Below are 20,619 nucleotides of genomic sequence, written 5' to 3'. Positions count from 1 at the left end.
CGGGGCATCCGGAACAGAGGAGCAAGAGCAATGAACGATCTACTCGCGAGCGCCGTCGCCGCGCACGGTGGCGTGGACCGGTGGAACCGGATCCACACGATCGATGTCGACGCCGCCATCACCGGGGCCTTCTGGCAGATCAAGGGACAAGGCGACGCACTGACGAACGTCCGCATCGAGGTGGACACCACGCGGGAACGGCTGACCATGGACTTCGTCGGGCAGGACCGACGGTCGGTCTTCGAACCCGACCGGGTCGTCCTGCAACGACCGGTCGGCACGGTGGTCGAGGCACGCGACAATCCGGAGCGGTCGTTCGACGGTCACCAGTTCGAGACGCCGTGGGACGACCTGCATCTCGCGTACTTCACCGGGGAAGCACTGTGGACGTACCTGAACACGCCGTTCCTGTTCACCTGGGCGGGGTTCGTCTGCGAGGAGATCGCCCCGATCGAGGCCGACGGTGAACAGTGGCGACGACTGAAAGTGACCTTCCCCGACCACATCAAGAGCCACACCCGCACGCAGGTGTTCTGTTTCGGCCCGGACGGGTTGCTGCGCCGCCACGACTTCACCATCGACATCGTCGGCCGGACCGTCGAGTCACAGCTTCACGCCACCGACTACCGCGACGTCGACGGCATCATCATCCCCGCCACCCGACGCGCCTACGCCCCAATGGGCGACGACCAGATCGTCTTCGTCGCCATCGACATGGCCGACATCGCCGTCGGTTGACCAGGCCCCAGCCGTCACACCGGCGAAGCGGGAGGCCGCCCGCCTACGGCTGCTGACAAAGGAAAAGAAACCGATGCCATGGCTGATCAGTACGGCCGCCGACCTCTGCGGCGCCCGCGGTCGTTCATCGCACGAATAGCACGAATAGGGAGAACCATGCACATCGGAGTTATCGGCGCCACTGGCACCATCGGCAGCCGAATCGTCGCAGAGGCACTCGACCGCGGCCACCAGGTTACGGCGTTCAGCCGCGACGTCTCGAATGTTCGGGACGGTCGTGACAACATCGCGTGGAAAGACGTCGATGTCACCAATGCCGACGGCATCGCCGCGGTCCTACCCGGCCTCGACGTCCTGATCAGTGGATTCGGACCCGGCAATACCGCCAACGATCCCGCTGACGCCGTGACGCGCGCTATCGGGGACCCCGGGATCTACGCACGGGCGGCCACCGCGTTGCTGACCGCGCTGGCGAGCCATGCCAGAGTCCGGCTCATCGTCATCGGCGGCGCCGCCACCCTCGAGGTCAAGCCCGGACTGGTGTTCGCCGACTCCGACGAGCTTCTCCATGCCGCGATCGACAGCTTGGGCCTGCCCAGAGAATATGCAGCGGCGATGCGCGGCCACCGCGACGCGCTGAACATCTATCGCACCTCCAACCGGCTCTGGACTTACTTCTGTCCGGCCGTGGAAATCGCCCCCGGCGAACGCACCGGCCGTTTCCGCATCGGCGGCGACCAACCCGTCATAGACGCCGAGGGCCGCAGTCGTATATCCGCCGAGGACGCGGCCGTCGCCCTTCTCGACGAAGTGGAGCTTCCGCGTTTCGTACAGCGCCGCTTCACCGTCGGCTATTGACCGCGGCACCGATAGCCGACCTGGAAAACACCTGACCACGAACGGATCTGAGGCATCATGACCTCGCTCGACCGAAGCAACGCTGCCGGAGACGACACCACGGTCTCCGGCGACGTTCACCGCCGGCGAGCCTTCTCGCTGCTCGCCGCGGCATACCTGATGACGGCCGTCGTCGACATGGCTGACATCGCCGTTCGTTGATCCGAATTCCATCTCACAAGGGGCATCACGATGAACTACAGCTACCGGGCCCCGGTCGTCACGCCGGCGGAATGGGAGGCCGCCCGCCTGCGCCTGTTGGCGAAGGAGCAGGAGCTGACCCGCGCCCGGGAGGCGATGGCCGCTCAGCGCAGGCGGATGCCGTGGCTGAAGGTGGATCAGGAATACGCCTTCGACGGTCCGAACGGAGCCGCCCGGCTGCTCGACCTGTTCGAGGGCCGTCGTCAACTGCTGCTCTACCGCGCCTTCTTCGAGCCAGGCGTGGACGGCTGGCCCGACCACGCCTGCGTCGGCTGCTCGCTGATGGCCGACCAGGTCGCCCATCTCGCGCATCTCTACGCCCGCGACACCACGCTCGCGTTCGCCTCACGCGCACCGCAACCCGACATCGAGCGGACGAAAGCGCGTATGGGCTGGGCCATAGCGTGGTACACGATCACCGACAGCTTCGACGCCGACTTCGGCGTGGCCGAGTGGTACGGCACCAACGCATTCATCCGGGACGGCGACAACGTCTACCGCACGTACTTCATCAACGACCGCGAGCACGAGCCGATGGGAGCAACGCTGGGTTCCCTCGACTTCACCGCACTCGGACGCCAAAAGGACTGGGAGGACTCCCCCGACGGATACCCCCAGGTGCCGCGATATTCGTGGCTGAAGCGACACGACGAATACGGCCCGACCGGGCGAGCCGCGCACCTCGCCACCACAGAATCGGCGGATCATGCACACCATGACTGAAGCCAAGGCCGGCGACAAGGATTTCGGAAGGCTGAGCGAACCGTTCCGGCGTGAGCTGCTCGCCTACTGCTACCGCATGCTCGGCTCGGTCGACGAGGCCGAAGAGGTGGTGCAAGACGTCTACCTCGACGCCTGGCGTGCCTACGACGCGTTCGAGGGACGGTCGTCGCTGCGTACCTGGCTGTACCGTATCGCGACCCGAGCGTGCTTCAAGGCGCTGGAAAAAAGTAGACGCAGGCCGCTGCCCGCGGATCTCGGCGCCCCCCAGACAGACCTGGATGCGGCGCTCGGCGCACCAGCTCGGGAGGTACCGTGGCTCCAGCCGATACCCGACTTCCTGTTCACCACCGCACCGGCCGATCCGGCGACGGTCGTGGTGGAACGACAGACTATGCGGCTCGCGCTGGTGGGAGCGCTCCAGCAGCTGCCGCCGCGACAACGAGCCGTGCTGATTCTCCGCGACGTGCTGCAATGGCGTACCGCCGAGGTGGCGCAGCTGCTGGAGATGACGACAGCGGCCGTCAACAGCGCGCTCCAGCGCGCCCGAGCCCAGGTTCCGCTCAGCCAAGACAACCTGACCGAACCCGCCGAGCCACGACAACGGGCCCTGCTCGACCGATACGTCACCGCCTTCGAAACCGCGGACGTCGATCAGCTCGTCGCGGTATTGACCGAGGACGCCAGATGGGAAATGCCGCCGATCGCGACCTGGTTCGAAGGCCGCGACACCATCCTCGCCTTCCTGGCCAAACAGATGCGAGTGATCGGACCGGCCGCGCTGGTCCCCACCTCCGCCAACGGACAACCCGCCTTCGCGGTGTACGCCCGCGGCCGCGACGGCGCACACCGCCCACATGCGCTGCACATACTGACACCCACAACCGAGGGCGTCTGCCGGATCGTCGCGTTCCACGGCTCAGGGCTGTTTCCACTGTTCGGGCTCTGACACGGCCAACGGCATGTCCGAACCAGAAAACATCACCCAGCACAACGAGGAGCTTCACGCACAGCTGCGACTGTTCTGCCACCTCATGCTCGGTTCGGCCGACGCCGCCGACCGCGTCATGCGGCAGATCTACCATCGCGCACTCGATCACCAAGACGATCAACAGCATCGGCAATCAGAACGCGCCCGACTGTTCAGTATCGCCGCCGACCTCTGCGGGGCCCGCGGTCGTTCACCGCACGAATAAGCTACGCGACGAACCCCAACGCCTGCATCTGGGCACCTTCACCGGCCCCGCCGGATCCTTCCCCAGCGCACCGAGCTGACCCCGGCCGTCAAGAAGACCCTCGCCGCACTCGGCCTGCCCGAACCACGCCGCGTCTACGAGGCCACGCCAACAACCCACTGACCAGCGACGACACCACCGCCCAGTGACACGCCCCGTCACAGGGCCAATCAGCGTTTCTCCAGCTCAACCCACGTTTTCACCGACTAATCAGCAACCTGAGCCGCGGAACCCGGATGCGGGTCTGGCCAGGAATCACCAGGTCGGCGTCCGCGCGGGCGGAGGTCTCCCAGGCCACCAGGCATCCTGATCTGAGTGACGGCGATGGTGTGGAGGACGGAGTTGAGCTGACGGTCGCCGGAGCGTGAGAGCCGGTGGCGGGCCTTGTCCGCGCTGGCGATCTCGACCGGGGCGACGCCGGTGTAGTTCGCGAACGCCGTCGCAGTGGCGAACCGGCTGGCGTGTCCGACACGGCCGACGAGCCGTGCCGCCAACACCGGCCCGACGCCGGGCGTGTTCATCAGCGTGCTGCCCGAGGACTCGACCAGTTCCTCCATGCGTACGGCGTTCTCCGCCAAGCGCTTGTCCAGCGCCCGGATCTCCGTGACCAGGTCGCGGGCAAGGTCCTTGCGGACCTTTTCGACGTTGCCGGCGGGGCGGACCGTGCGCAGCAGCGCGGCGGCCTGGTCCGCCGCGAGCTGAGGCGGAGCACCGCCGGGAAGCAGATCTCGCAGCACAGCGTGGAGCTGGACCGTAACTGCCTCGTGACCGGACACGCTCCCGGCGCAGGATCCCGAAACTGGACATATATGTCCGCATAGGACTGGATGGACGGCCCTGGACGGCTTCTACAACCTGTGCCATGTGAGACCGTCATAGCTCACGACGGATGGCCACCACCGCACGCGGCCACGGCGAGCGGATTATCGCTCTACGCCAACAGCGTGCGGGTTTCGGCGTACCGGGCGGTATCGGCCGATGGCTATGTCACACCAGAGTGCGAGCGGATGCAGTAGGCGGCACCCCCCTTTTTTTCGGCTCCGACCGCTGCGTGGCGCCGGGCGGCCACCCAGTCCGAGGGACCGCATCGGTCAAGATCCGGACCATTCCCGGGCCAGCAATCCTGTCAAAGCCGAGACGGGCGCTGTTTGCGCTGGTCAGCGATGCGCTGCCTGTGTACCACCGGCAGACCAAAAACCTCCTCGTGTCGTACTCGGCGCAGAAGCTCGGGTTCTCCTAGAGCCTCAAGTCGGTTGCCTGGAGGGGAACTTTGCCCCTCCAGGCACCTCAGGCTCGAAGTCACTGTCCGCGAACATCCGCTACGAAACAGGGCGCGGCTCACACTCCGAGACTGTCCGACGGCGGTTTGCCGCGACCGGATTGCGGTTAGGGTGCTGACGGCTCCCGCGGAGGCGTACAGGCCAGGAGCGGGTGTCCGCGGGGCGGTCATGGTCGCTGGAGAGTGAATCGGACACGACGGGGGCTCGCGTTGGATCACCTGGCAGGAGAGGACCTGGAAGTCGGCCCGGCCCAGTTCGCGCTTGACGGGTTCATCATCTTGCTCGGTCCAACCGCGCAGCCCGTACAGGCTGACGATCCCGGCCATGTCGGCGGGCGGCAGCGGAACAAAGTCACTACCGCAGGTCGACCGGACGCGGTGAACGTGTGACCGGCCGACCGGCGCCCGCGGTGCTGCCCCCGTCGCTGCGCCCGTGGCTCGGGCTGATCGCGGCCCTCACCGCGCTGGTGGTCGTCGCGCTCGGGGTCCTGTATGCCGGCCATAGTGAGCCCGGCGTGGTGGACAGGTGGATCATCCAGCCGACGGCGGACAGTCTGCGGCCGCCGTGGCGGTACGTCGCTCTGGCCATGGACTTCTTGGGGGAGCCCGTGGGAGCGGCGACGCTGGTCGTGGCCGCCGTGACGGGCTGCCTGCTGCTTCGGCGTCCTCGCGCAGCGGTGCTCATCGTTGCCGGCGTCGGCATGACCGTGGCGACGACGACGCTGCTCAAGTCCCTGGTGGGACGCACCATCCACGGCGACAACCTGTCCTACCCGAGCGGGCACACCGCCTTCGCCACCGCGCTCGCCCTCATGGTGGCGCTGCTCGCGACCGACCGGCTCGGCCTCGGCAGGGAGGCCGGCACGTTACTCGTGCTCGCCGCGGCGCTGGTTGCCGGCGCCGCGATGGGATGGGCGCAGGTCGCCCTGGGCGCGCACTACCCGACCGACGTCCTCGGCGGCTGGTGCACCGCGCTGGCGGTGATACCGGCGACCGCGTGGCTGGTCGACCGGATGGCCGACCGGATGGCCGACCGGTTGGCCGACGCCGGTCGGCGGGAGCGTCGCTGACGTCACGTCACGTCACGTCACGTCACGCCAAGCGGCGGAATACGGGCTTCACCGGCCGCCCGGCCAGCCAGGGGGTGGGGTCAGCGGCGTCCAGCGCCTTGCGGTACACCGCACATGCCTGGGCCACCACGTCGACGGTGCGGTCGATGTCCGCGTCGTCAAGTGCGCTGCTCACCACGAAAGACGGGGCCAGCACTCCGCCCGCGAGGAGCCGGCGCAAGAACAGGGTGCGGTACTGCTGCGACGGCTGCCGGTTCTCGTCGAGGGTGGCGAAGACCAGGTTGCTGGCCCGGCCCCGAACGACGATGTGGTCGCCGACGCCCATGCCGGCCGCGGCGTCGCGGACACCGGCGGCCAACCGCTCGCCGAGGGTGTGCAGCCGCGCGGTGACGCCCTCTTCGACGTAGGTGGTGAGCACGGCCATCGCGGCTGCCAGGGAGTGCGTTTCCGCACCGTGCGTGGTGGACAGCAGGAACACCCGGTCGCCGGAGTGACGCAGCCCGCCCCGCTCCATCAGGTCGCGGCGCCCGGCCAGCGCGGAGACGGCGAATCCGTTGCCCAGCGCCTTGCCGAACGTGGAGAGGTCGGGGACGACGTCGTACAGGCCCTGGGCGCCCGCCTCGGACCAGCGGAAGCCGGTGATCATCTCATCGAAGATCAGTACGCAGCCGTACCGGTCGGCCAGCTCGCGCAGGCCGGCGAGGTACCCGGGCGGCGGCTCGGTGTCGGTGGCGGGTTCGAGGATCAGGCAGGCGACCTCGTCCTGGTACCGGGTGAGCAGCTCCTCCGTGGCGGCCAGGTCCCCGTAAGGGAACGCCACGGTGAGCTCGTTGGTCGCCGCCGGAACACCGGCGGACATCGGCGTGGTGCCGATGAACCAGTCGCCGACGGAGAAGAACGGATGGTCGGCGCAGATGGCCACCCGCGGGCGCCCGGTGACGGCGCGGGCGAGGCGCACCGCGGCGGTGGTGGCGTCGGAGCCGTTCTTCGCGAACTTCACCATCTCGGCGGTCGGCACCGTGGCCAGGAAGCGTTCCGCGGCCTCGACCTCCACGATGGACGGCCGGACGAAGTTGCTGCCGCGGTCGAGTTCCCGCCGCACCGCCTCGATCACGCGTGGGTGCGCGTGGCCGAGGCTGACCGACCGCAGGCCGGAACCGTACTCGATGTAGCGGTTACCGTCGATGTCCCACACGTGGGCACCGCGGCCGTGGCTGATGACCGGGGCCAGGTTTTCGGGGTACTGGTCGTCGCCCTTGGCGTAGGTGTGCGCGCCCCCGGGGATCATGGCGTGCAGCCGCTCGTTCGCCATCCGCGACCGGGGCAGGAGGAGATCTTCGGTGTCTTCGGTGGCCACGCCAACCTCAACTCTCTTTGTGCTGCAGGACCTCGGCGAGGCTCGGCGCCGCCCGGTCCCGCTTGGACATCGATATGACCGGCAGCGGCCAGGGGATGGCGAGCTCCGGGTCGTCGAAGGCGATCGTCACGTCCTCGGCCGGATCGTGCGGGCGGTCGATCCGGTACGAGACGTCGGCGGTTTCGGTCAGCGCCTGGAAGCCGTGTGCGCACCCCGCCGGGATGTACAGGGTCGTCTGCGTCTCGTCGGACAGCTCGAAGAAGGCCCGGTTGCGGTAGGTCGGCGAGTCCGTCCGCAGGTCCACGACGACGTCGAAGATCCTCCCGTACGAGCACCGCACCAGCTTGGCCTCGCCCGAGCCGGAGCGCAGGTGCAGGCCGCGCAGCACGCCCCGGACCGAGCGGGACACGCTGTCCTGGACGAAGGCGTCCGGGTCGAGGCCCACCGAGCGGACCACGGCGGCGTCGAAAGTGCGGCAGAAGAAGCCGCGCTCGTCGGCGTACGGCGTCGGCTCGAACAGGTACGCGCCGACGATCTCCGGGACTTCGGTCGCCTTCATGGAGCCTCCCGCATGGCGTGGGCGTGGTCGGCCGCCGGGAACAGGGCCGCGGTCAAGGCGGTGAACTGGTGCTCGAGTTGCCGGGCGGCGGCCAGGTTCCGCTCGGCGAGGGTCTGCCGCAGCTCGGCCGATCGCTTCTCCAGCGCCCGGAACTGCTCAAGCAGCCGGTCGGCGTCGACCTCGCGCGCCGGGTGGCAGTACGCGCCCAGCCCCATCCGGTCCATGAGCGCGTCGCTCTTGGCCGCATAGCTGATTGCGAGCACCGGCGTGCCGGTCTTCAGCGCGCAGATCAGGTTGTGGTACCGGATCGCCACCACGGTGTCGGCAGCCGCCATCTCGTTCATCAGGTCGGACAGTGAGGACGGCTCGGCAGCGGTGACCAGCGGTGAGTCCACCGCGTCGAGGATCGCGGCGACCACCGACGCATCGCACTCGTCGCCGGTGAGCAGCCGGACCGGCCTGCCCTCCTCGACCAGCGCGCGGACGAACCGGATCGTCCCGTCGAGGTAGCGCCGGTATATCTCCTCGGCCCGGGCGCGGTCGTCGTTGCCGCCGTGGAAGTCCATGACGCCGACGCAGACCGCGCCCGGCGGGCCCGAGGGCGCGCTCGCCGGCGGCGTCGGCAGGGCGAAGGCGAGGTCCGGGTAGACCTCGTCGCGCGCGGTGTCCACACCCATCGCCCGCATCGCGTCGCGGGACGGGGCGTCCCGGTACGACCGGTGCGCGGCCAGCCGCGCCGACCAGCGCACCAGGGTCCGGGTGGGCCGGTTGCCGATCTCGGCGGCGCCGACGCTGACCAGCGCGACCCGGGTGCGCAGCAGCCGGCCGCTCGCGCAGAGCAGGAACAGCGCGTACGGGAAGCCCCACGGCCGCAGCGGCAGTGTGGCCTCCAGGACGCCCATGCCCGGCACGATCACCACGTCGTGCCGGCGCACCCAGGCGGCGGTGCGGAAGACGTCGACGAGTTTGCCCAGACCCTTCGCCGCGATCGCGCCCGCACGTGACGCGGTCCGGTACTCCGCGCGGTTCCAGTGCAGCCGCGTGGCGGGGATCCCGAACCGGGTCGTCACGGCCTCGGGCCCGCCGCACAGCGCGTCCACGACCGCCTCCGGGTGCTCGGCGCGGAGGTACCCGAGGACGGCCTCGAGCGACCCGTCGTTGCCGAGGTTGCCGGAGCCGAGCAGGCCGAACACCCCGACGCGCACCGGAGTTTCGTCCGCGGACGTCATGCCTGCCTCCCGTCACGGCCGGCGACGAGGGCGTCGACGGAGACCGTGAGCAGGGCCGGGTCGACCGGGGCGCGGTCCTCGACCCGCTCGCCGGCGCCCGGCCGGACCCGGCTGGTCATCCACGCGGCCAGGTGGCGGTAGCACGCGCGCCGGTCGGCCGGGGACAGCGGCGCCCGCCGGATCGCCGAGGCGAAGCCCCAGATGTACTCGGCGAGCAGCCGGGGCGTCGGGTGCAGCGGGCCTGCCCGGCGCGGGTCCAGGTTGACGCACCGGGAGCGCTTGGAAGGGTTCGCCCGCTCGGCGCGGGTGGGGTGGTCGCGGCGGAAGTACAGCAGCTCCGGCACCTGGTGGAAGGGCCCGTGCAGGGTGATCTCGGCGACGAACGTGCGGTCCGCGTGGTGGTAGCTGTCCATCGGTTTCACCCGGCGCAGCATGTCGGCCCGCATCACCCCGTAGAAGTCGTCGCCACCCGGCTCGAACAGCAGACTGCGGAAGCGCTCCGGTGCGTGCGGCGAGCCGGTGGCGAGGGTGTACTCGTAGGGGACCGTCACCTGGCCGTCGCCGTCGATGACGGCCTGGTCGGTGTGCGCGAGGATCACGTCCGGCCGCTCGTCCAGCGCCTCCACGCAGCGTCGCAGCAGGTCGCGGCCGTAGAGGTCGTCGTGCGAGGCCCACTTGAACAGCTCGCCGCGGGACTCGGCGAACACATGGTTGTGATTCGGCGTGGCGCCGATGTTCCGGGGCAGCCGGTGGTACCTGATGCGGGAGTCCTGCGCGGCGTACTTGCGGCAGATGTCCTCGGTCCCGTCGGTCGAGGCGTTGTCGGAGACGACCAGTTCGAAGTCCTCGTAGGTCTGGCCGAGCAGGGCGTCGAACGACTCGGCCAGGTACTCCTCGCCGTTGTACACGGGCAGGCCGATGCTCAGCCTGGGTCGGGCGGTCATGGGGTCCTCACTTCGGGGATGCGGTTGTGGTGGTGCTCGCGCAGGGCGGACCGCAGTTGCAGCCACCACACGGCCGAGGCGCTGAGGGTCGCGGCGGCGACGCCCCAGGCGGAGCCGGCCGTGCCGGCGGCGGCCGCCCCGCCGAGTCCGCCGCCGACGTAGCAGGCGGAGGCGAACAGCTGGCAGCGCAGGCTGCGCCGGGCCGCGCCGAGCGCGCGTAGCCCGGCCGCCGCGCCGGTGCCGAGGCCCGCGCCCGCGACACTGAGGGTGATCTGCACGATGAGGTGCGAGGAGGAGTGCCACACGTCGCCGAGCGCCAGCTCACCGAGCCGGCCCGGCATCAGGAGCAGCGCCGAGCCCCAGAGCAGCGCGCCGGCTGCCTGCCCGCCGCCGAGCAGGAGGCAGAACCTGCCCAGTTGATGCGGGGCCCGCCGCAGCACCCGGGCCGCCTCCGGGACGGTGACCAGCGAAAGCCCCATCAGCACGGCGAGGAACGGGCCCATCAGGAGCTCGGCACCCCGCACCGCGCCCACCGCGCTCACCGCGACGATCGCTCCGAGCCCGTACGCCCGCGCCTGGCTGGCGCCGCTGAGGCTGACGTTCTCGACCAGGTACCGGTAGCCGAGATCGCGCTGTTCGCGAAGCCAGCCGCGCGCCTCGGCCATCCGGGGCCGGATGCCGGACTGGAGGTAGCCGTACCCCGCGGCCACCGTGGCGGACGCGCCCCAGGCGAGCACGAAGGCGGCCACGCTGTCCGCGTGGGCCGCCACGACCATGGCCGGGACGAGCGCGACGCCCCACACGACGTCGTTGACGAACGCCTTCCGCCCGGCGCCGGCGGCGAAGAACGAGAACCGCCAGGCGTCCTGGAGCAGCAGTCCCGGCAGCATGACACCGAGGGCCACGAACGCGGGCCCCACCCGGCCGCCGAGGCCGAGCCCGGCCGCCAGGCACACCACGCCGAGGGCCGCACCGACGCCGAGCGCGGTACCCGTCGACCGGGCCACCGCCCCGCGCCAGGACGCCTCCGGCACGCCGCTGAAGCGCACCACGAGCGGGTCGGTGGCCAGGCCGCGGGAGACGTTGAGCACCACGCCGTAGGTCACCCAGGCCAGGCTGAACACGCCGAACGCGGTCAGCCCCAGCGAGCGGGCCACGTAGACGCCCACCGCGAAGTTGCTGATGCTGGAGGCCGCCTGGTCGGCCAGTCCCCAGGACAGCCGACCGACGAGGGCCCGTTTGGCGGACCGGGCCGGTGGCGCCGTTCTCTGCGGATTCTCCCCCTGGGTGGTCATCGGCCTCATGCCTTGATCAGCCCGGCGCCGTGCAGAGCGCTCGCCGCGCCGGCGACGGTGTCGAACGGCAGCCCGGACCGCTCGGCGACGTCCAGCAGACTGTGCTCGCCGTCGGAGAGGTTGAGCACCCAGAGCATGGCCATCTGGGCCTGCTTGGTGTCGCTGCGGCCGCCGAGCGCGTCGTACAATCCGCGCCGGCCCAGCTGTGGTTCGCCGTAGGGGCTGAGGTTGAGGTACCGCCGGTTGCGGTCGAGGACGGCGAATGCCTCGCGGCAGACGGCGAGCGTGTCCGCCATCGCCTCCGGGGAGACGAAGTCCAGGTTGTCCGCCGAGGTGTGGTACTCGGGGTAGCCGGCGTACGGGGTCCGGGTGAGCGAGCCCACGCCGAGATCGAACCCGGGCGAGCAGAACTGCCGTTCGTCGTAGCCGTACGGAGTGAACTCGGTGACGTGGTGCGGGCGTTCGGATGCGGCCAGCACGTGCCGCATCACCCGGTCGATCTCCGCGTCGCCGCGCCTGCTCTGCTTGTACGTCAACTGGCCCGGGTCCCCGGCGCAGGCCAGCACGAGGCCGTGCTTGACCCGTTCCACCCGCTCCGCGTTGCGGGCCAGCCAGGTGATCGCCCCGATGGTGCCGGGCGCGTAGATGAACCGGTAGGTGTAGTACGGCGTCTCCTGCGCCAGCGCGCGGGCCAGGAACGTCGCCACCGCGATGCCGGCCAGGTTGTCGTTGGCCAGCGACGGATGGCAGACGTGGCAAGAGACGATCACCTCGTCGGGGACCTGCCCGGGGACCACGTGCTCGGCGTAGGTGAGGTGGCCGTCCGCGAGTGTGGAGTCGATGCGTACCTCGTACTCGCCGTCCGGCAGCGCGTCCAAGGTCTCCTGGGCCAGGCAGAACCCCCATTCCGGCTTGTAGTAACTCGTGCGGTACGGCACCCAGGACGGGTGGTCCGGCAGGGTGTGCAGGTGTCCGCGCAGCTCGGCCAGCGGCATGGTCGCCGACACCGGCACGCTGTAGCCGAGCACGTGCAGGCTGGACGCGGCGAAGTCGACGACCCGGTGGCCGGCGGTGTCGGCGATGTACGCGTCCCGGATGTTCCACTCCTGCGGCACCGTCCAGTCGAGCACCTGCGTCCCGGTCGGCACCTCGTGCACCTGCAGCGGGACGTACTCGCCGACGATCTGCAGGGTGGCGCGCACACCGTCACCGGTGATGCTCCGGCACAGCGGGTACAGCCGCTCCACCAGCGCGTACATCTCTTCGCCGGCGTTGGTCATCGGCGCCACCGCAGGGTGTCGTCGACGGTGCCGGCGTCGGTCGCCGCGCGGAGCACGGCGAGCCGGGTGAAGCGCTGCTCGAAGTCCTCCCGGGTCAGCCCGAACTTCCGGTAGGCGTCGGCGAGTTCGAGGGCGCCCTGCTTCACCGTCCACTCGCAGTCGAAGCCGGGAATCGCGGTGCGGAACCGGGAGAAGTCCACCCGGTACGACCGCGGATCGGCACCGTTCTCCCCGGTGATCACCACCTTCGCGCCGGACACTGCCTCGGCGACCTGCTCGGCGATCTCGGCGACCGTGACGTTGTTGATCTCACTGCCGATGTTGAATGCCCGGTCGTGTACCGCCTCGCGCGGCGCGGTCAGCGCGGCCGCGAAGGCGCGTGCGATGTCGGCGGCGTGCACCAGCGGGCGCCAGGGGGTGCCGTCGGAGAGCACCAACACCTCGCCGGACAGGAGCGCGTGGCCCACCAGGTTGTTCAGCACGATGTCGGCGCGCAGCCGGGGCGAGTAGCCGAAGGCGGTGGCGTTGCGCATGAACACCGGGGTGAAGTCGCCGTCGGCCAGCGCGTGCAGGTCGTCCTCCACCCGCACCTTCGACTCCGCGTACGGCGTCACCGGGCGCAGCGGGGCGTCCTCGGCCACCAAGTTCGACAAGTCGGGGTCGCCGGAGGCGCCGTAGACCGAGCAGGTCGACGCGTACAGGAAGCGCCGCACTCCGGCGTCGCGGGCCAGCCGCGCAAGGCGGACGGACGCGTGGTGGTTGATGTCGTAGGTGAGTTCCGGCGCCAGCGATCCCAGCGGGTCGTTGGACAGCGCGGCCAGGTGGATCACGGCGTCCACCCCCGCCACGTGTTCGGCCGTGACGTCGCGCAGGTCCATCCGCTCCCCCGGCGGGTCCGCGGGCGCCGGGCCAAGGACGCAGTCGGCGAACAGGCCGGCGTCAAGGCCGACGACCTCGTGCCCGGCGGCCGCGAGGACCGGAGCCATCACGGTGCCCAGATAGCCCTGGTGACCGGTCAGTAGTACGCGCAAGGTTCAACCCCCTAGGTTGAGCGTGAGTTTGGCGACGGCGAACGCCTCGGCGTAGCGCGTGTGGCATTCGATGCCGCGGATCCGGGCAAGGCCGAGGAATGCCTCCCGGTCGTACCAGGGCCGGTGCCGCTGCGAGGGGTAGTGCTCCTGCAGCAGCCGCACCTTCCGTTCGGCGATCTCGGGCGACAGCGGCTGGTACGCCGCCGGTCGGCCGAGATCGCCGTCCCACTTGACGATCTCGTAGCCGAGCACGAGGTGGTCACGGAACGCGGTGGTCATCAGCTTCGCCAGGCCGCGGTGATCCTGATGCGCGTCATCGGTGCGCGGCGCGAGGACCAGCTCCGGTTCGGTCTGCAGGCGCAGCTCCTCGACCGCGGCCTTGGCCTCCTCCCAGTGCGCGGGCAGCCGTCCGTCCGGCAGCTTGCGCACGGTCAGCCGCAGGTCGGCGCCCGGGCAGAAGGCGGCGAGCGCGGCCTGCTCCTCCTGCTCCCGCTCGCTGCCACCGCCGGAGAGCACCAGCGCGTCGACGCGGATACCCGGTCGCGCGAGGCACAGCGTCAGCAGCGTGCCGCCGGCGCCGATGGCGATGTCGTCGCAGTGCGCGCCCACTGCGACGATCCGGTCCAGGCGCCCGGCGCTGAGCTGGATCATGCGGTCCTCACTCCGGCGTTCGCCCCCGCGCCGTCCCGTTCCCACACGGCCCACGGACGGTCGCCCCGGGCGTAGGCGTCGTCGAGCGCGGCCCGCTCCTTCACGGTGTCGGTCGGCTTCCAGAAGCCGCGGTGCTGATGCGCCACCAGCCGCCCGCGCTTGGCCAGTTGGGCACATCCGTCGGCGACCAGGTCCCCGTTCTCCGGTATGTGGTCGAAGACCTCCTGGCGGAGCACGAAGTAGCCGCCGTTCTCCCACAGCGGCAGTTCGCTCACCGCGGTGATGCCCCCCACCAGGCCGTCCTCGCCCAGGTCCACGCAGTGGAACGAGGACTGCGGCGGTACCACCATCATCGACGCACCGGCGTCGCGCCGGGCGAAGTTCTCGATCATCTCCGGCAGCGGGGCGTCGGTGAGCACGTCGGCGTAGTTGGCGAGGAACATCTCGTCGCCGTGCAGGTGGTGCCGCACCCTGCGCAGCCGCTCCCCGATCGGTGACTCGATGCCGGTCTGCGCGAACGTGATCGTCCAGTGGGCTATGTCGGTGGACAGCAGCTCGGTCCGCCCGCCCCGCAGCACGAAGTCGTTGGACGCCGTCTCCTCGTAGTTGAGGAAGAAGTTCTTGATGTGGTGAGCCCCGTAGCCGAGGCACAGGATGAACTCCGTGTGCCCGAAGTGCGCGTAGTAGCGCATGACGTGCCAGATCAGCGGTCGCGGCCCGACCATCGCCATCGGCTTGGGCACGTCGTCGGAGGCTCCGTTGCGCATGCGCATCCCGTAACCGCCGCAGAACAGAACGACCTTCATGACTTGACCTCGACAATGCTCAGTTCCGGGATCGGAAAGACCAGCCGGCCGCCCCAGTCGTGCACGAAGGACAGTTGCTCGACCAGCTCGGCCCGCAGGTTCCACGGGAGGACGAGGACGTAGTCCGGCTTGTCGGCGGCTATCTGCTCGGGCGGCAGGATCGGGATGCGGGTGCCCGGGGTGAACCTGCCGTGCTTGTACGGATTGCGGTCGACCGTGTACGCGAGCAGGTCGGGGCGGATACCGCAGTGGTTGAGCAGGGTGTTGCCCTTGCCCGGGGCGCCGTAGCCGACGACCGTTTCGCCGCGCTCGGCCGCCTCTATGAGGAACCGCAGCAGATCTCGGCGCACCTTGGCCACCCGGGCGGAGAACTCGGTGTACCCGGACAGCTCCTGCAACCCGGCGGCCTTCTCTCGGTCCAGCACGTCGGCCACCCGCTGGGTCGGCTCGCCGGCCACCTCAATCGGCCGGGCCCACAGCCGGATGGAGCCGCCGTGCGTGGGCAGCATCTCGACGTCCACGAGCGCGAGTCCGCCGCTCGCAAGGGCTCGGGTCGCGGACGCGACCGTGTAGTACTGGAAGTGCTCGTGGTAGATCGTGTCGTACTGGTTCTCCTCGATCAGGGTCAGCAGGTGCTGCACCTCGACGGAGACCCAGCCGTCGTCGGCGACCAGGGCGCGCAGCCCCTGGGTGAACCCGACCACGTCGGGGATGTGCGCGTACACGTTGTTGGCCACGACCAGGTCCGCCGGGCCGTGCTCTTCGCGGACGGCGGCGCCGGTGGCCGGGTCCAGGAACGCCGTGAGCGTGGGCACACCCGCCTCCCGCGCCGCGGCGCCGACGTTCACCGACGGCTCGATGCCGAGGCAGCGGATCCCGCGGTCCACCACGTGCCTCAGCAGGTACCCGTCGTTGCTCGCCACCTCGACCACGAAGGCGTCGGGGCCGAGACCCAGCCGCTGTACGGCGTCGGCGACGAACGTGCGCGCGTGCTCCACCCAGGAGGTCGAGTAGGAGGAGAAGTACGCGTACTGCGTGAACGTCTCCTCCGGCGTGATCAGCGGAGGGATCTGCGCAAGCCAGCAGTCGGTGCAGACCCGCAGGTGCAGCGGGTACGCCGGCTCCGGCTGGTCCAGTTGGTCCGCGGCGAGAAAGCTCTCACATGGCGGGGTCGCCCCAAGATCGACGACGCTCGTCATCGCTTCCGAGCCGCAGAGTCGGCATCGTGTCATCTGCTGTCCCCATCCCCCCTGCTCGCACGGGTGTCCCCACCGCGAGCCAGTGCTGACCGACCCGCGATCGCGGTGCGGTACCCCTCCACCAGGCGCTCAAGGCCGACGGCCGGGCTGAATCCTTGCTCGTAGCGGCGCCGGGCCGCCTGGCCCATCTCCCGGTTGCGGGCCGGCTCGGCCGCGATCCGGCGTATGCAGGACGCGAGCGAGGCGGCCTCGCCCGGCTGGTGCAGCAGCCCGGTGACGCCGTCCTCGACGAGTTCGACGAAGGCGCCGTGACCAGCGGCGACGGTCGGGACCCCGGCCGCCATCGCCTCCACGACCACCAGGCCGAACGCCTCCAGCCATGTCGAGGGAGCCACCACGGCGACCGACCTCGCGATGGCCTTCCGGCACTCCGCCGCGTCCAACAGGCCGACGTAGCGCACGTCGTCACGTCCCGCCGCCCAGGCGGTGACCTCTCGTTCCAGTGGCCCCGTGCCGGCGATCACGAGCGGGACGCCCACACCGCCGCTCGCTGCGATCTCGTCCCACGCGGCCATGAGCAGCCGCACTCCCTTGGCCTCCGCGAGCCGGCCGAGAAAGAGCAGCTGCTCTCCCCCGCCCACTCGGCAAGTGCCCGGGTCGGGCACGAAGTTGTGCTTCACCGCCAGCCGCTCGGCCGGCATGCCGGACCGCACCAGGACGTCGCGCTGCGCCGCGGAGATGCAGAAGAACCGCTCCACGCCGGACCACCACCGCCGCCGGTTGACCGACAGGCTGACCGCGAGCGGCACCGTCGCCAGACGGGAGTTCCGGTAGCAGCCGTGCCGGACGGCGGGCAGCGGCGCCGATCCGACGCACTCGGTGCATGGTCGGCCGTCCCGCTGCAGCGTGCCGGGAGGGCAGACCTGGGTGTAGTTGTGCAGCGTGGCGACGGCGGGCACACCGGCGTCGGCGCAGGCGGCAAGCACCGCGGGCGACAGGAGCGGGAAGACGTTGTGGACGTGCACCACGTCCGGCCGCTCGGTGCGCAGCCGGGCGGCGAGTTCCGCGCGCACCGCCGGGTTCCACGGCACAAGGAGCGGCAGCGCGGCCTTGCCAAGGAGGGAGCGGGCGGCGATGTCGTCGCTGCGCCGCTCGAACGCCTCGACCCGATGGCCGGCCGCGCGCAGCAGCTCCACCTCCTGGTCGACGACCTTGTTCTCCCCGCTCGGCTGCGCCGAGGCGTAGCGGTTGTGCACCACGAAGACGTGCATGCTCAGGTCACCTCCTGTCTACGGGCCCAGCGCGGGATGTGTCGTCGAGGGATTTCGGGCGTCGAGAGGGGAGCGGCCTCGGCGGGTGCCGCCAGCAGCGAGGCGGCCAGGGCCAGATGCAGCAGATACGGCGAGGCGTCGCCAAGACCGGCCTCGGTGTACGACGCGATCGCGCAGTAGCTGATCAGGAAGATCGCGCAGGCCCTCTGCAGCGACGGTGGCCGCAGCATCGCGACGCCGCCCAACACGATGATGATCGCCGCGACGAGGGTGACGCCGATCAGACCCTGCTCGTTGTAGACGGCCAGCCAGCTGTTGTCGATCGGCAGCCCGCCGAACGACTTGTCGCCCAGGCCCACGCCGAACACCTTCTCCGAGGTCGACCGGGGCGCAGCCAGCAGGGCGTCCCAGACCTTGGCCCGACCGGTGAGGTTGGAGAAGTTCTCCTTGCTCTGTCCGCGCAGGAACCACGCCTGCAGCGCGGAGGCGAACCCCACCGCGGCCACCACGGCGCACAGCACCGCCCAGGTGAAGAACCGGCGGGCTGCGTCGCTGGTCAGGATGAGCGAGCCGATCGCCAACGCCAGCCCGATGAACAGGCCGAGCGTGGCCGTTCGGGTATGAGTCAGCGCGAGCAGCACGAATGACGGCACGATGACCACCGCGGCGCTGGCCCTGTCGGTCCGGCGGCCCAGGACGAGCAGCACGGTGAGCCCGATGATCACCGCTGCGTACTGCCCGATCTGCGGCGGGGTGAGCGGCCACAACGCGCCGACGAGGCGTCCGCCGTAGAGGCCGGGCAGGGCCGCGCCCGGTGAGACGACCAGGCCGGCGGCCACCGATCCGAGCACCGCGAAGTACATCCGGATGTGGTACCGGACGAACGTCAGGCTGCCGTCCCACCAGCGGCTGAGCAGCCACAGTGTGCCGATGAAGAGAGCCAGCCGGAAGCAGCGGAACAACGCGCCGAGCCCGGACTCCAGGCTCGCGCTGGAGATCACGCTCGACACCAGCAGCAGGGTGAGCAGGAGCACGTAGGCGCTGGGCCGGATGCGCAGCAGTTGGTTGACCGCGAGCGCCAGCGTGAACGCGGCGACCAGCGAGCCCATGGTGACCATCTGGATGAGGGAGCGGGGCAGCGGGACGATGGTCTTCGCCCCGGCGGAGCCGAGCGTGTTGAGGACCAGCAGCCCCCAGACGATCCCGACGATCCTCGGTGTGCCGGCCGGGCGCGCTTCGGCGCCGGGCCGCGTTCCCGCCGTGTCCGGTCCGCCCGGCAGGCCACCGCGCGTCAGGTCGCCGCCCATCTCAACCACCGGCCTGTGGGTCGAGGGTGCTGCCCGTGTCCTGCTGGTACGGCGTGGCCTGCCACTGCCCGAAGTCGAGCACCCGGCTCGTGTCCTGGGCCACGAATTTCCATGGTCCGATGTAGACGTTGTCGTGCCAGCGGTTGTGCTGCTTGGTGGTGATCGCGTCAGCCACCCGCTCGCCCTTGTACGGCGACCAGTCCGGATAGGTTCCGTAGTTGGCAAGGAGCGCCATTCGGTCGCACTTCTCCGTGCACTTGACGACGGACTTGTCCAGCACGAAGCGGTTGTCGTGGATGTCCACCCGCTGGGTCTTCCACCGGCAGTCGGCGTAGAGCGGTGCCTTGGCGACCGCCGGCTTCGCGCAGCGCTTGGTGTCCCGCACCAGCAAAGTGCAGTCACCGGACGAGGTGTTGGCCGGGCTGTTGCAGAACCGGTCGGCGTTCTCCCACAGGGTGATCCCGGACCAGTTGTTCTCCAGCACGTTCCGGTAGATCTCGATCTTGTCGGTGCGGGCTCGGATCCGTGGTTCGCCGCCGGACTCGGACAGGTAGATGGTCGCGAACGGGAAGCTGTCGCCGCTCTCGGCTGCCCTGCGCCCCTCGACCCAGTTGTTCCGCCGGATCGTGTTGTTCCGGATGACCGCGTTGTAGCTGATCTCGTAGATCAGCGCGGCACCGTCGTTGGCCTCGATCACGTTGTTCTCGATGCGGAAGTCGTTGTTGTTGGTGTCCGCCCACAACCCGACTCCGCGGTTGTCGTGCACCCAGTTGCCGCGTACGTCGGCGCCGTTGACGGCCCAGAACTTGATGCCTCCGGTGCAGCCGCAGCCCTTCCGCCGCCGCTCCCAGTCACCGGTGTTGTTGCCCACGATCTCGTTGCCCTCGACCACCAGGCCGGTGATGCGGCCGTTGCCCTTGTACGCGTTCATGCCGTACTGACCGTTGTCGCGCAGGCAGCTGGCACGGACCTGCTGGCGGGCACCGGCCATCAGCCCGGCGCCGGAGTTGTCCTGGATCGTCGTGTGTTCGATCACCCACCCGTCGGCCGAGTCGTGGTTGACGACGCCCTCGTCCTGCGGCGCGACGAAACCCTGCACGGTCAGATAGCGGATGGTGACATCGCGGGCGGTACCGCCGAACGCGTACTGGTTGATCTTCCGGCCGTCGAGCACCGCGCCCGGCGCGCCGAGGTAGCGGTCCCCTTCCTTGGGGATGACCTGGGCGTAGCGGTCCGGGTCGAGCCTGTGCTTGCCGGGTCGAAGCCAGAACGTGGTGTTCGGGGGGCTGCTCTTGGTCTTCGCTGCCAGGTCATCGACCACCGCGGGGTCGACGGTCACCGCGCCTGCCGGCGCCTTCGCCGGCCCGGCCGCGGGGTGGGCGCACACCCGGGCCACGGATCGGGCCGCGGACGCGGCGGATGCAGATGCGGATGGCGCGGCCTTCGGGTCCGCCTCGGCTCCCGACGTGCTCTCACAGCCGGTCGCCGTCAGCAGGGCCAGCGCCAGCGGTGCCGCCGCCAACGCCCAGTGCCGCCTCTTGATCCCCACG

General features: G+C 70.0%; 21 protein-coding genes. 7 read left to right on the top strand and 14 right to left on the bottom strand.

Annotation, left to right across the window (positions count from 1 at the left end):
* Nucleotides 1–30 precede the first annotated feature (30 nt).
* From OG747_RS41945 to OG747_RS41920, 6 genes are all read left to right on the top strand, one after another.
* Nucleotides 31–738 carry a hypothetical protein gene (locus OG747_RS41945; RefSeq protein ID WP_405884576.1) on the top strand — a complete coding sequence of 236 codons (708 nt, stop codon included), beginning with the start codon at nt 31–33 and terminating at the stop codon, nt 736–738.
* Between the two features lie 156 nt (nt 739–894).
* Nucleotides 895–1,596 (top strand): NAD(P)-dependent oxidoreductase, encoded by a 702-nt coding sequence (locus tag OG747_RS41940; protein ID WP_405884575.1) that lies wholly within the window; start codon nt 895–897, stop codon nt 1,594–1,596.
* 57 nt (nt 1,597–1,653) lie between these two features.
* Entirely contained in the window at nt 1,654–1,797 is a 144-nt protein-coding gene (locus tag OG747_RS41935) for a hypothetical protein (protein ID WP_405884574.1), read from the top strand.
* 30 nt (nt 1,798–1,827) lie between these two features.
* The gene (locus OG747_RS41930; RefSeq protein WP_405884573.1) at nt 1,828–2,559 is read left to right on the top strand and encodes a DUF899 domain-containing protein; all 732 of its coding nucleotides are present in this window, start codon (nt 1,828–1,830) and stop codon (nt 2,557–2,559) included.
* On the top strand, nt 2,552–3,505 hold the full coding sequence (locus tag OG747_RS41925) for a sigma-70 family RNA polymerase sigma factor (protein ID WP_405884572.1): 954 nt from the start codon (nt 2,552–2,554) through the stop codon (nt 3,503–3,505). Before OG747_RS41930 ends, OG747_RS41925 begins: the two co-directional genes overlap by 8 nt.
* 13 nt (nt 3,506–3,518) lie before the next feature.
* A complete protein-coding gene (locus tag OG747_RS41920; RefSeq protein WP_143628633.1) occupies nt 3,519–3,752 on the top strand; it encodes a hypothetical protein in 234 nt (77 codons plus the stop codon).
* Nucleotides 3,753–3,997: 245 nt separating this feature from the next.
* On the opposite strand, the gene OG747_RS41915 is transcribed toward OG747_RS41920, so the two are convergent.
* Nucleotides 3,998–4,528 carry an IS110 family transposase gene (locus tag OG747_RS41915; protein WP_405884571.1) on the bottom strand — a complete coding sequence of 177 codons (531 nt, stop codon included), beginning with the start codon at nt 4,526–4,528 and terminating at the stop codon, nt 3,998–4,000.
* Between the two features lie 928 nt (nt 4,529–5,456).
* On the opposite strand from OG747_RS41915, the gene OG747_RS41910 reads away from it, so the two are divergent.
* The gene (locus OG747_RS41910; RefSeq protein WP_405884570.1) at nt 5,457–6,140 is read left to right on the top strand and encodes a phosphatase PAP2 family protein; all 684 of its coding nucleotides are present in this window, start codon (nt 5,457–5,459) and stop codon (nt 6,138–6,140) included.
* A gap of 22 nt (nt 6,141–6,162) precedes the next feature.
* On the opposite strand, the gene OG747_RS41905 is transcribed toward OG747_RS41910, so the two are convergent.
* Genes OG747_RS41905 through OG747_RS41845 form a run of 13 tightly spaced genes read right to left on the bottom strand, consistent with a single transcriptional unit; the run spans nt 6,163 to nt 20,618 of the window.
* Complete coding sequence (locus OG747_RS41905) at nt 6,163–7,497, bottom strand: glutamate-1-semialdehyde 2,1-aminomutase (protein ID WP_405884569.1); 1,335 nt, start codon at nt 7,495–7,497, stop codon at nt 6,163–6,165.
* Nucleotides 7,498–7,504: 7 nt separating this feature from the next.
* Nucleotides 7,505–8,056 carry a dTDP-4-dehydrorhamnose 3,5-epimerase gene (rfbC, locus tag OG747_RS41900; protein WP_405884568.1) on the bottom strand — a complete coding sequence of 184 codons (552 nt, stop codon included), beginning with the start codon at nt 8,054–8,056 and terminating at the stop codon, nt 7,505–7,507.
* Complete coding sequence (locus tag OG747_RS41895; protein ID WP_405884567.1) at nt 8,053–9,285, bottom strand: polysaccharide pyruvyl transferase family protein; 1,233 nt, start codon at nt 9,283–9,285, stop codon at nt 8,053–8,055. Before OG747_RS41895 ends, rfbC begins: the two co-directional genes overlap by 4 nt.
* On the bottom strand, nt 9,282–10,229 hold the full coding sequence (locus tag OG747_RS41890) for a glycosyltransferase family 2 protein (protein WP_405884566.1): 948 nt from the start codon (nt 10,227–10,229) through the stop codon (nt 9,282–9,284). Before OG747_RS41890 ends, OG747_RS41895 begins: the two co-directional genes overlap by 4 nt.
* Entirely contained in the window at nt 10,226–11,524 is a 1,299-nt protein-coding gene (locus tag OG747_RS41885; protein WP_405884565.1) for a hypothetical protein, read from the bottom strand. The genes OG747_RS41890 and OG747_RS41885 overlap by 4 nt, the downstream gene beginning before the upstream one ends.
* A gap of 5 nt (nt 11,525–11,529) precedes the next feature.
* Nucleotides 11,530–12,813 carry a DUF4910 domain-containing protein gene (locus OG747_RS41880; RefSeq protein ID WP_405884564.1) on the bottom strand — a complete coding sequence of 428 codons (1,284 nt, stop codon included), beginning with the start codon at nt 12,811–12,813 and terminating at the stop codon, nt 11,530–11,532.
* A complete protein-coding gene (locus OG747_RS41875; RefSeq protein ID WP_405884563.1) occupies nt 12,801–13,835 on the bottom strand; it encodes an NAD-dependent epimerase/dehydratase family protein in 1,035 nt (344 codons plus the stop codon). Before OG747_RS41875 ends, OG747_RS41880 begins: the two co-directional genes overlap by 13 nt.
* A gap of 3 nt (nt 13,836–13,838) precedes the next feature.
* The gene (locus tag OG747_RS41870) at nt 13,839–14,486 is read right to left on the bottom strand and encodes a PIG-L deacetylase family protein (protein WP_405884562.1); all 648 of its coding nucleotides are present in this window, start codon (nt 14,484–14,486) and stop codon (nt 13,839–13,841) included.
* Complete coding sequence (locus tag OG747_RS41865; RefSeq protein ID WP_405884561.1) at nt 14,483–15,292, bottom strand: glucose-1-phosphate cytidylyltransferase; 810 nt, start codon at nt 15,290–15,292, stop codon at nt 14,483–14,485. The genes OG747_RS41870 and OG747_RS41865 overlap by 4 nt, the downstream gene beginning before the upstream one ends.
* A complete protein-coding gene (locus OG747_RS41860; RefSeq protein ID WP_405884560.1) occupies nt 15,289–16,524 on the bottom strand; it encodes a class I SAM-dependent methyltransferase in 1,236 nt (411 codons plus the stop codon). Before OG747_RS41860 ends, OG747_RS41865 begins: the two co-directional genes overlap by 4 nt.
* Nucleotides 16,521–17,762: a glycosyltransferase gene (locus OG747_RS41855; protein WP_405884559.1), complete on the bottom strand. Its 1,242-nt coding sequence runs from the start codon at nt 17,760–17,762 to the stop codon at nt 16,521–16,523. The genes OG747_RS41860 and OG747_RS41855 overlap by 4 nt, the downstream gene beginning before the upstream one ends.
* A gap of 2 nt (nt 17,763–17,764) precedes the next feature.
* The gene (locus OG747_RS41850) at nt 17,765–19,069 is read right to left on the bottom strand and encodes an O-antigen ligase domain-containing protein (RefSeq protein WP_405885979.1); all 1,305 of its coding nucleotides are present in this window, start codon (nt 19,067–19,069) and stop codon (nt 17,765–17,767) included.
* A 1-nt stretch (nt 19,070) separates the two neighbouring features.
* Nucleotides 19,071–20,618, bottom strand: coding sequence for a right-handed parallel beta-helix repeat-containing protein (locus OG747_RS41845; RefSeq protein ID WP_405884558.1), 1,548 nt, complete (start codon nt 20,616–20,618; stop codon nt 19,071–19,073).
* Nucleotide 20,619: the final 1 nt, after the last annotated feature.

The organism is Streptomyces sp. NBC_01384, from assembly GCF_045040035.1.
Lineage (GTDB): Bacteria > Actinomycetota > Actinomycetes > Streptomycetales > Streptomycetaceae > Streptomyces.
This window is presented reverse-complemented; position numbering and strand designations above follow the sequence as displayed.

Excerpts from the sequence above, each read along its gene's own strand:
- OG747_RS41895 (WP_405884567.1), bottom strand. The coding sequence starts at position 9,285 with ATGACGTCCGCGGACGAAACTCCGGTGCGCGTCGGGGTGTTCGGCCTG.
- OG747_RS41865 (WP_405884561.1), bottom strand. The coding sequence starts at position 15,292 with ATGAAGGTCGTTCTGTTCTGCGGCGGTTACGGGATGCGCATGCGCAAC.
- OG747_RS41930 (WP_405884573.1), top strand. The coding sequence starts at position 1,828 with ATGAACTACAGCTACCGGGCCCCGGTCGTCACGCCGGCGGAATGGGAG.
- OG747_RS41860 (WP_405884560.1), bottom strand. The coding sequence starts at position 16,524 with ATGACACGATGCCGACTCTGCGGCTCGGAAGCGATGACGAGCGTCGTC.
- OG747_RS41940 (WP_405884575.1), top strand. The coding sequence starts at position 895 with ATGCACATCGGAGTTATCGGCGCCACTGGCACCATCGGCAGCCGAATC.
- OG747_RS41945 (WP_405884576.1), top strand. The coding sequence starts at position 31 with ATGAACGATCTACTCGCGAGCGCCGTCGCCGCGCACGGTGGCGTGGAC.
- OG747_RS41935 (WP_405884574.1), top strand. The coding sequence starts at position 1,654 with ATGACCTCGCTCGACCGAAGCAACGCTGCCGGAGACGACACCACGGTC.
- OG747_RS41925 (WP_405884572.1), top strand. The coding sequence starts at position 2,552 with ATGACTGAAGCCAAGGCCGGCGACAAGGATTTCGGAAGGCTGAGCGAA.
- OG747_RS41870 (WP_405884562.1), bottom strand. The coding sequence starts at position 14,486 with ATGATCCAGCTCAGCGCCGGGCGCCTGGACCGGATCGTCGCAGTGGGC.
- OG747_RS41855 (WP_405884559.1), bottom strand. The coding sequence starts at position 17,762 with ATGCACGTCTTCGTGGTGCACAACCGCTACGCCTCGGCGCAGCCGAGC.
- OG747_RS41850 (WP_405885979.1), bottom strand. The coding sequence starts at position 19,069 with ATGGGCGGCGACCTGACGCGCGGTGGCCTGCCGGGCGGACCGGACACG.
- rfbC (WP_405884568.1), bottom strand. The coding sequence starts at position 8,056 with ATGAAGGCGACCGAAGTCCCGGAGATCGTCGGCGCGTACCTGTTCGAG.
- OG747_RS41920 (WP_143628633.1), top strand. The coding sequence starts at position 3,519 with ATGTCCGAACCAGAAAACATCACCCAGCACAACGAGGAGCTTCACGCA.
- OG747_RS41885 (WP_405884565.1), bottom strand. The coding sequence starts at position 11,524 with ATGACCACCCAGGGGGAGAATCCGCAGAGAACGGCGCCACCGGCCCGG.
- OG747_RS41890 (WP_405884566.1), bottom strand. The coding sequence starts at position 10,229 with ATGACCGCCCGACCCAGGCTGAGCATCGGCCTGCCCGTGTACAACGGC.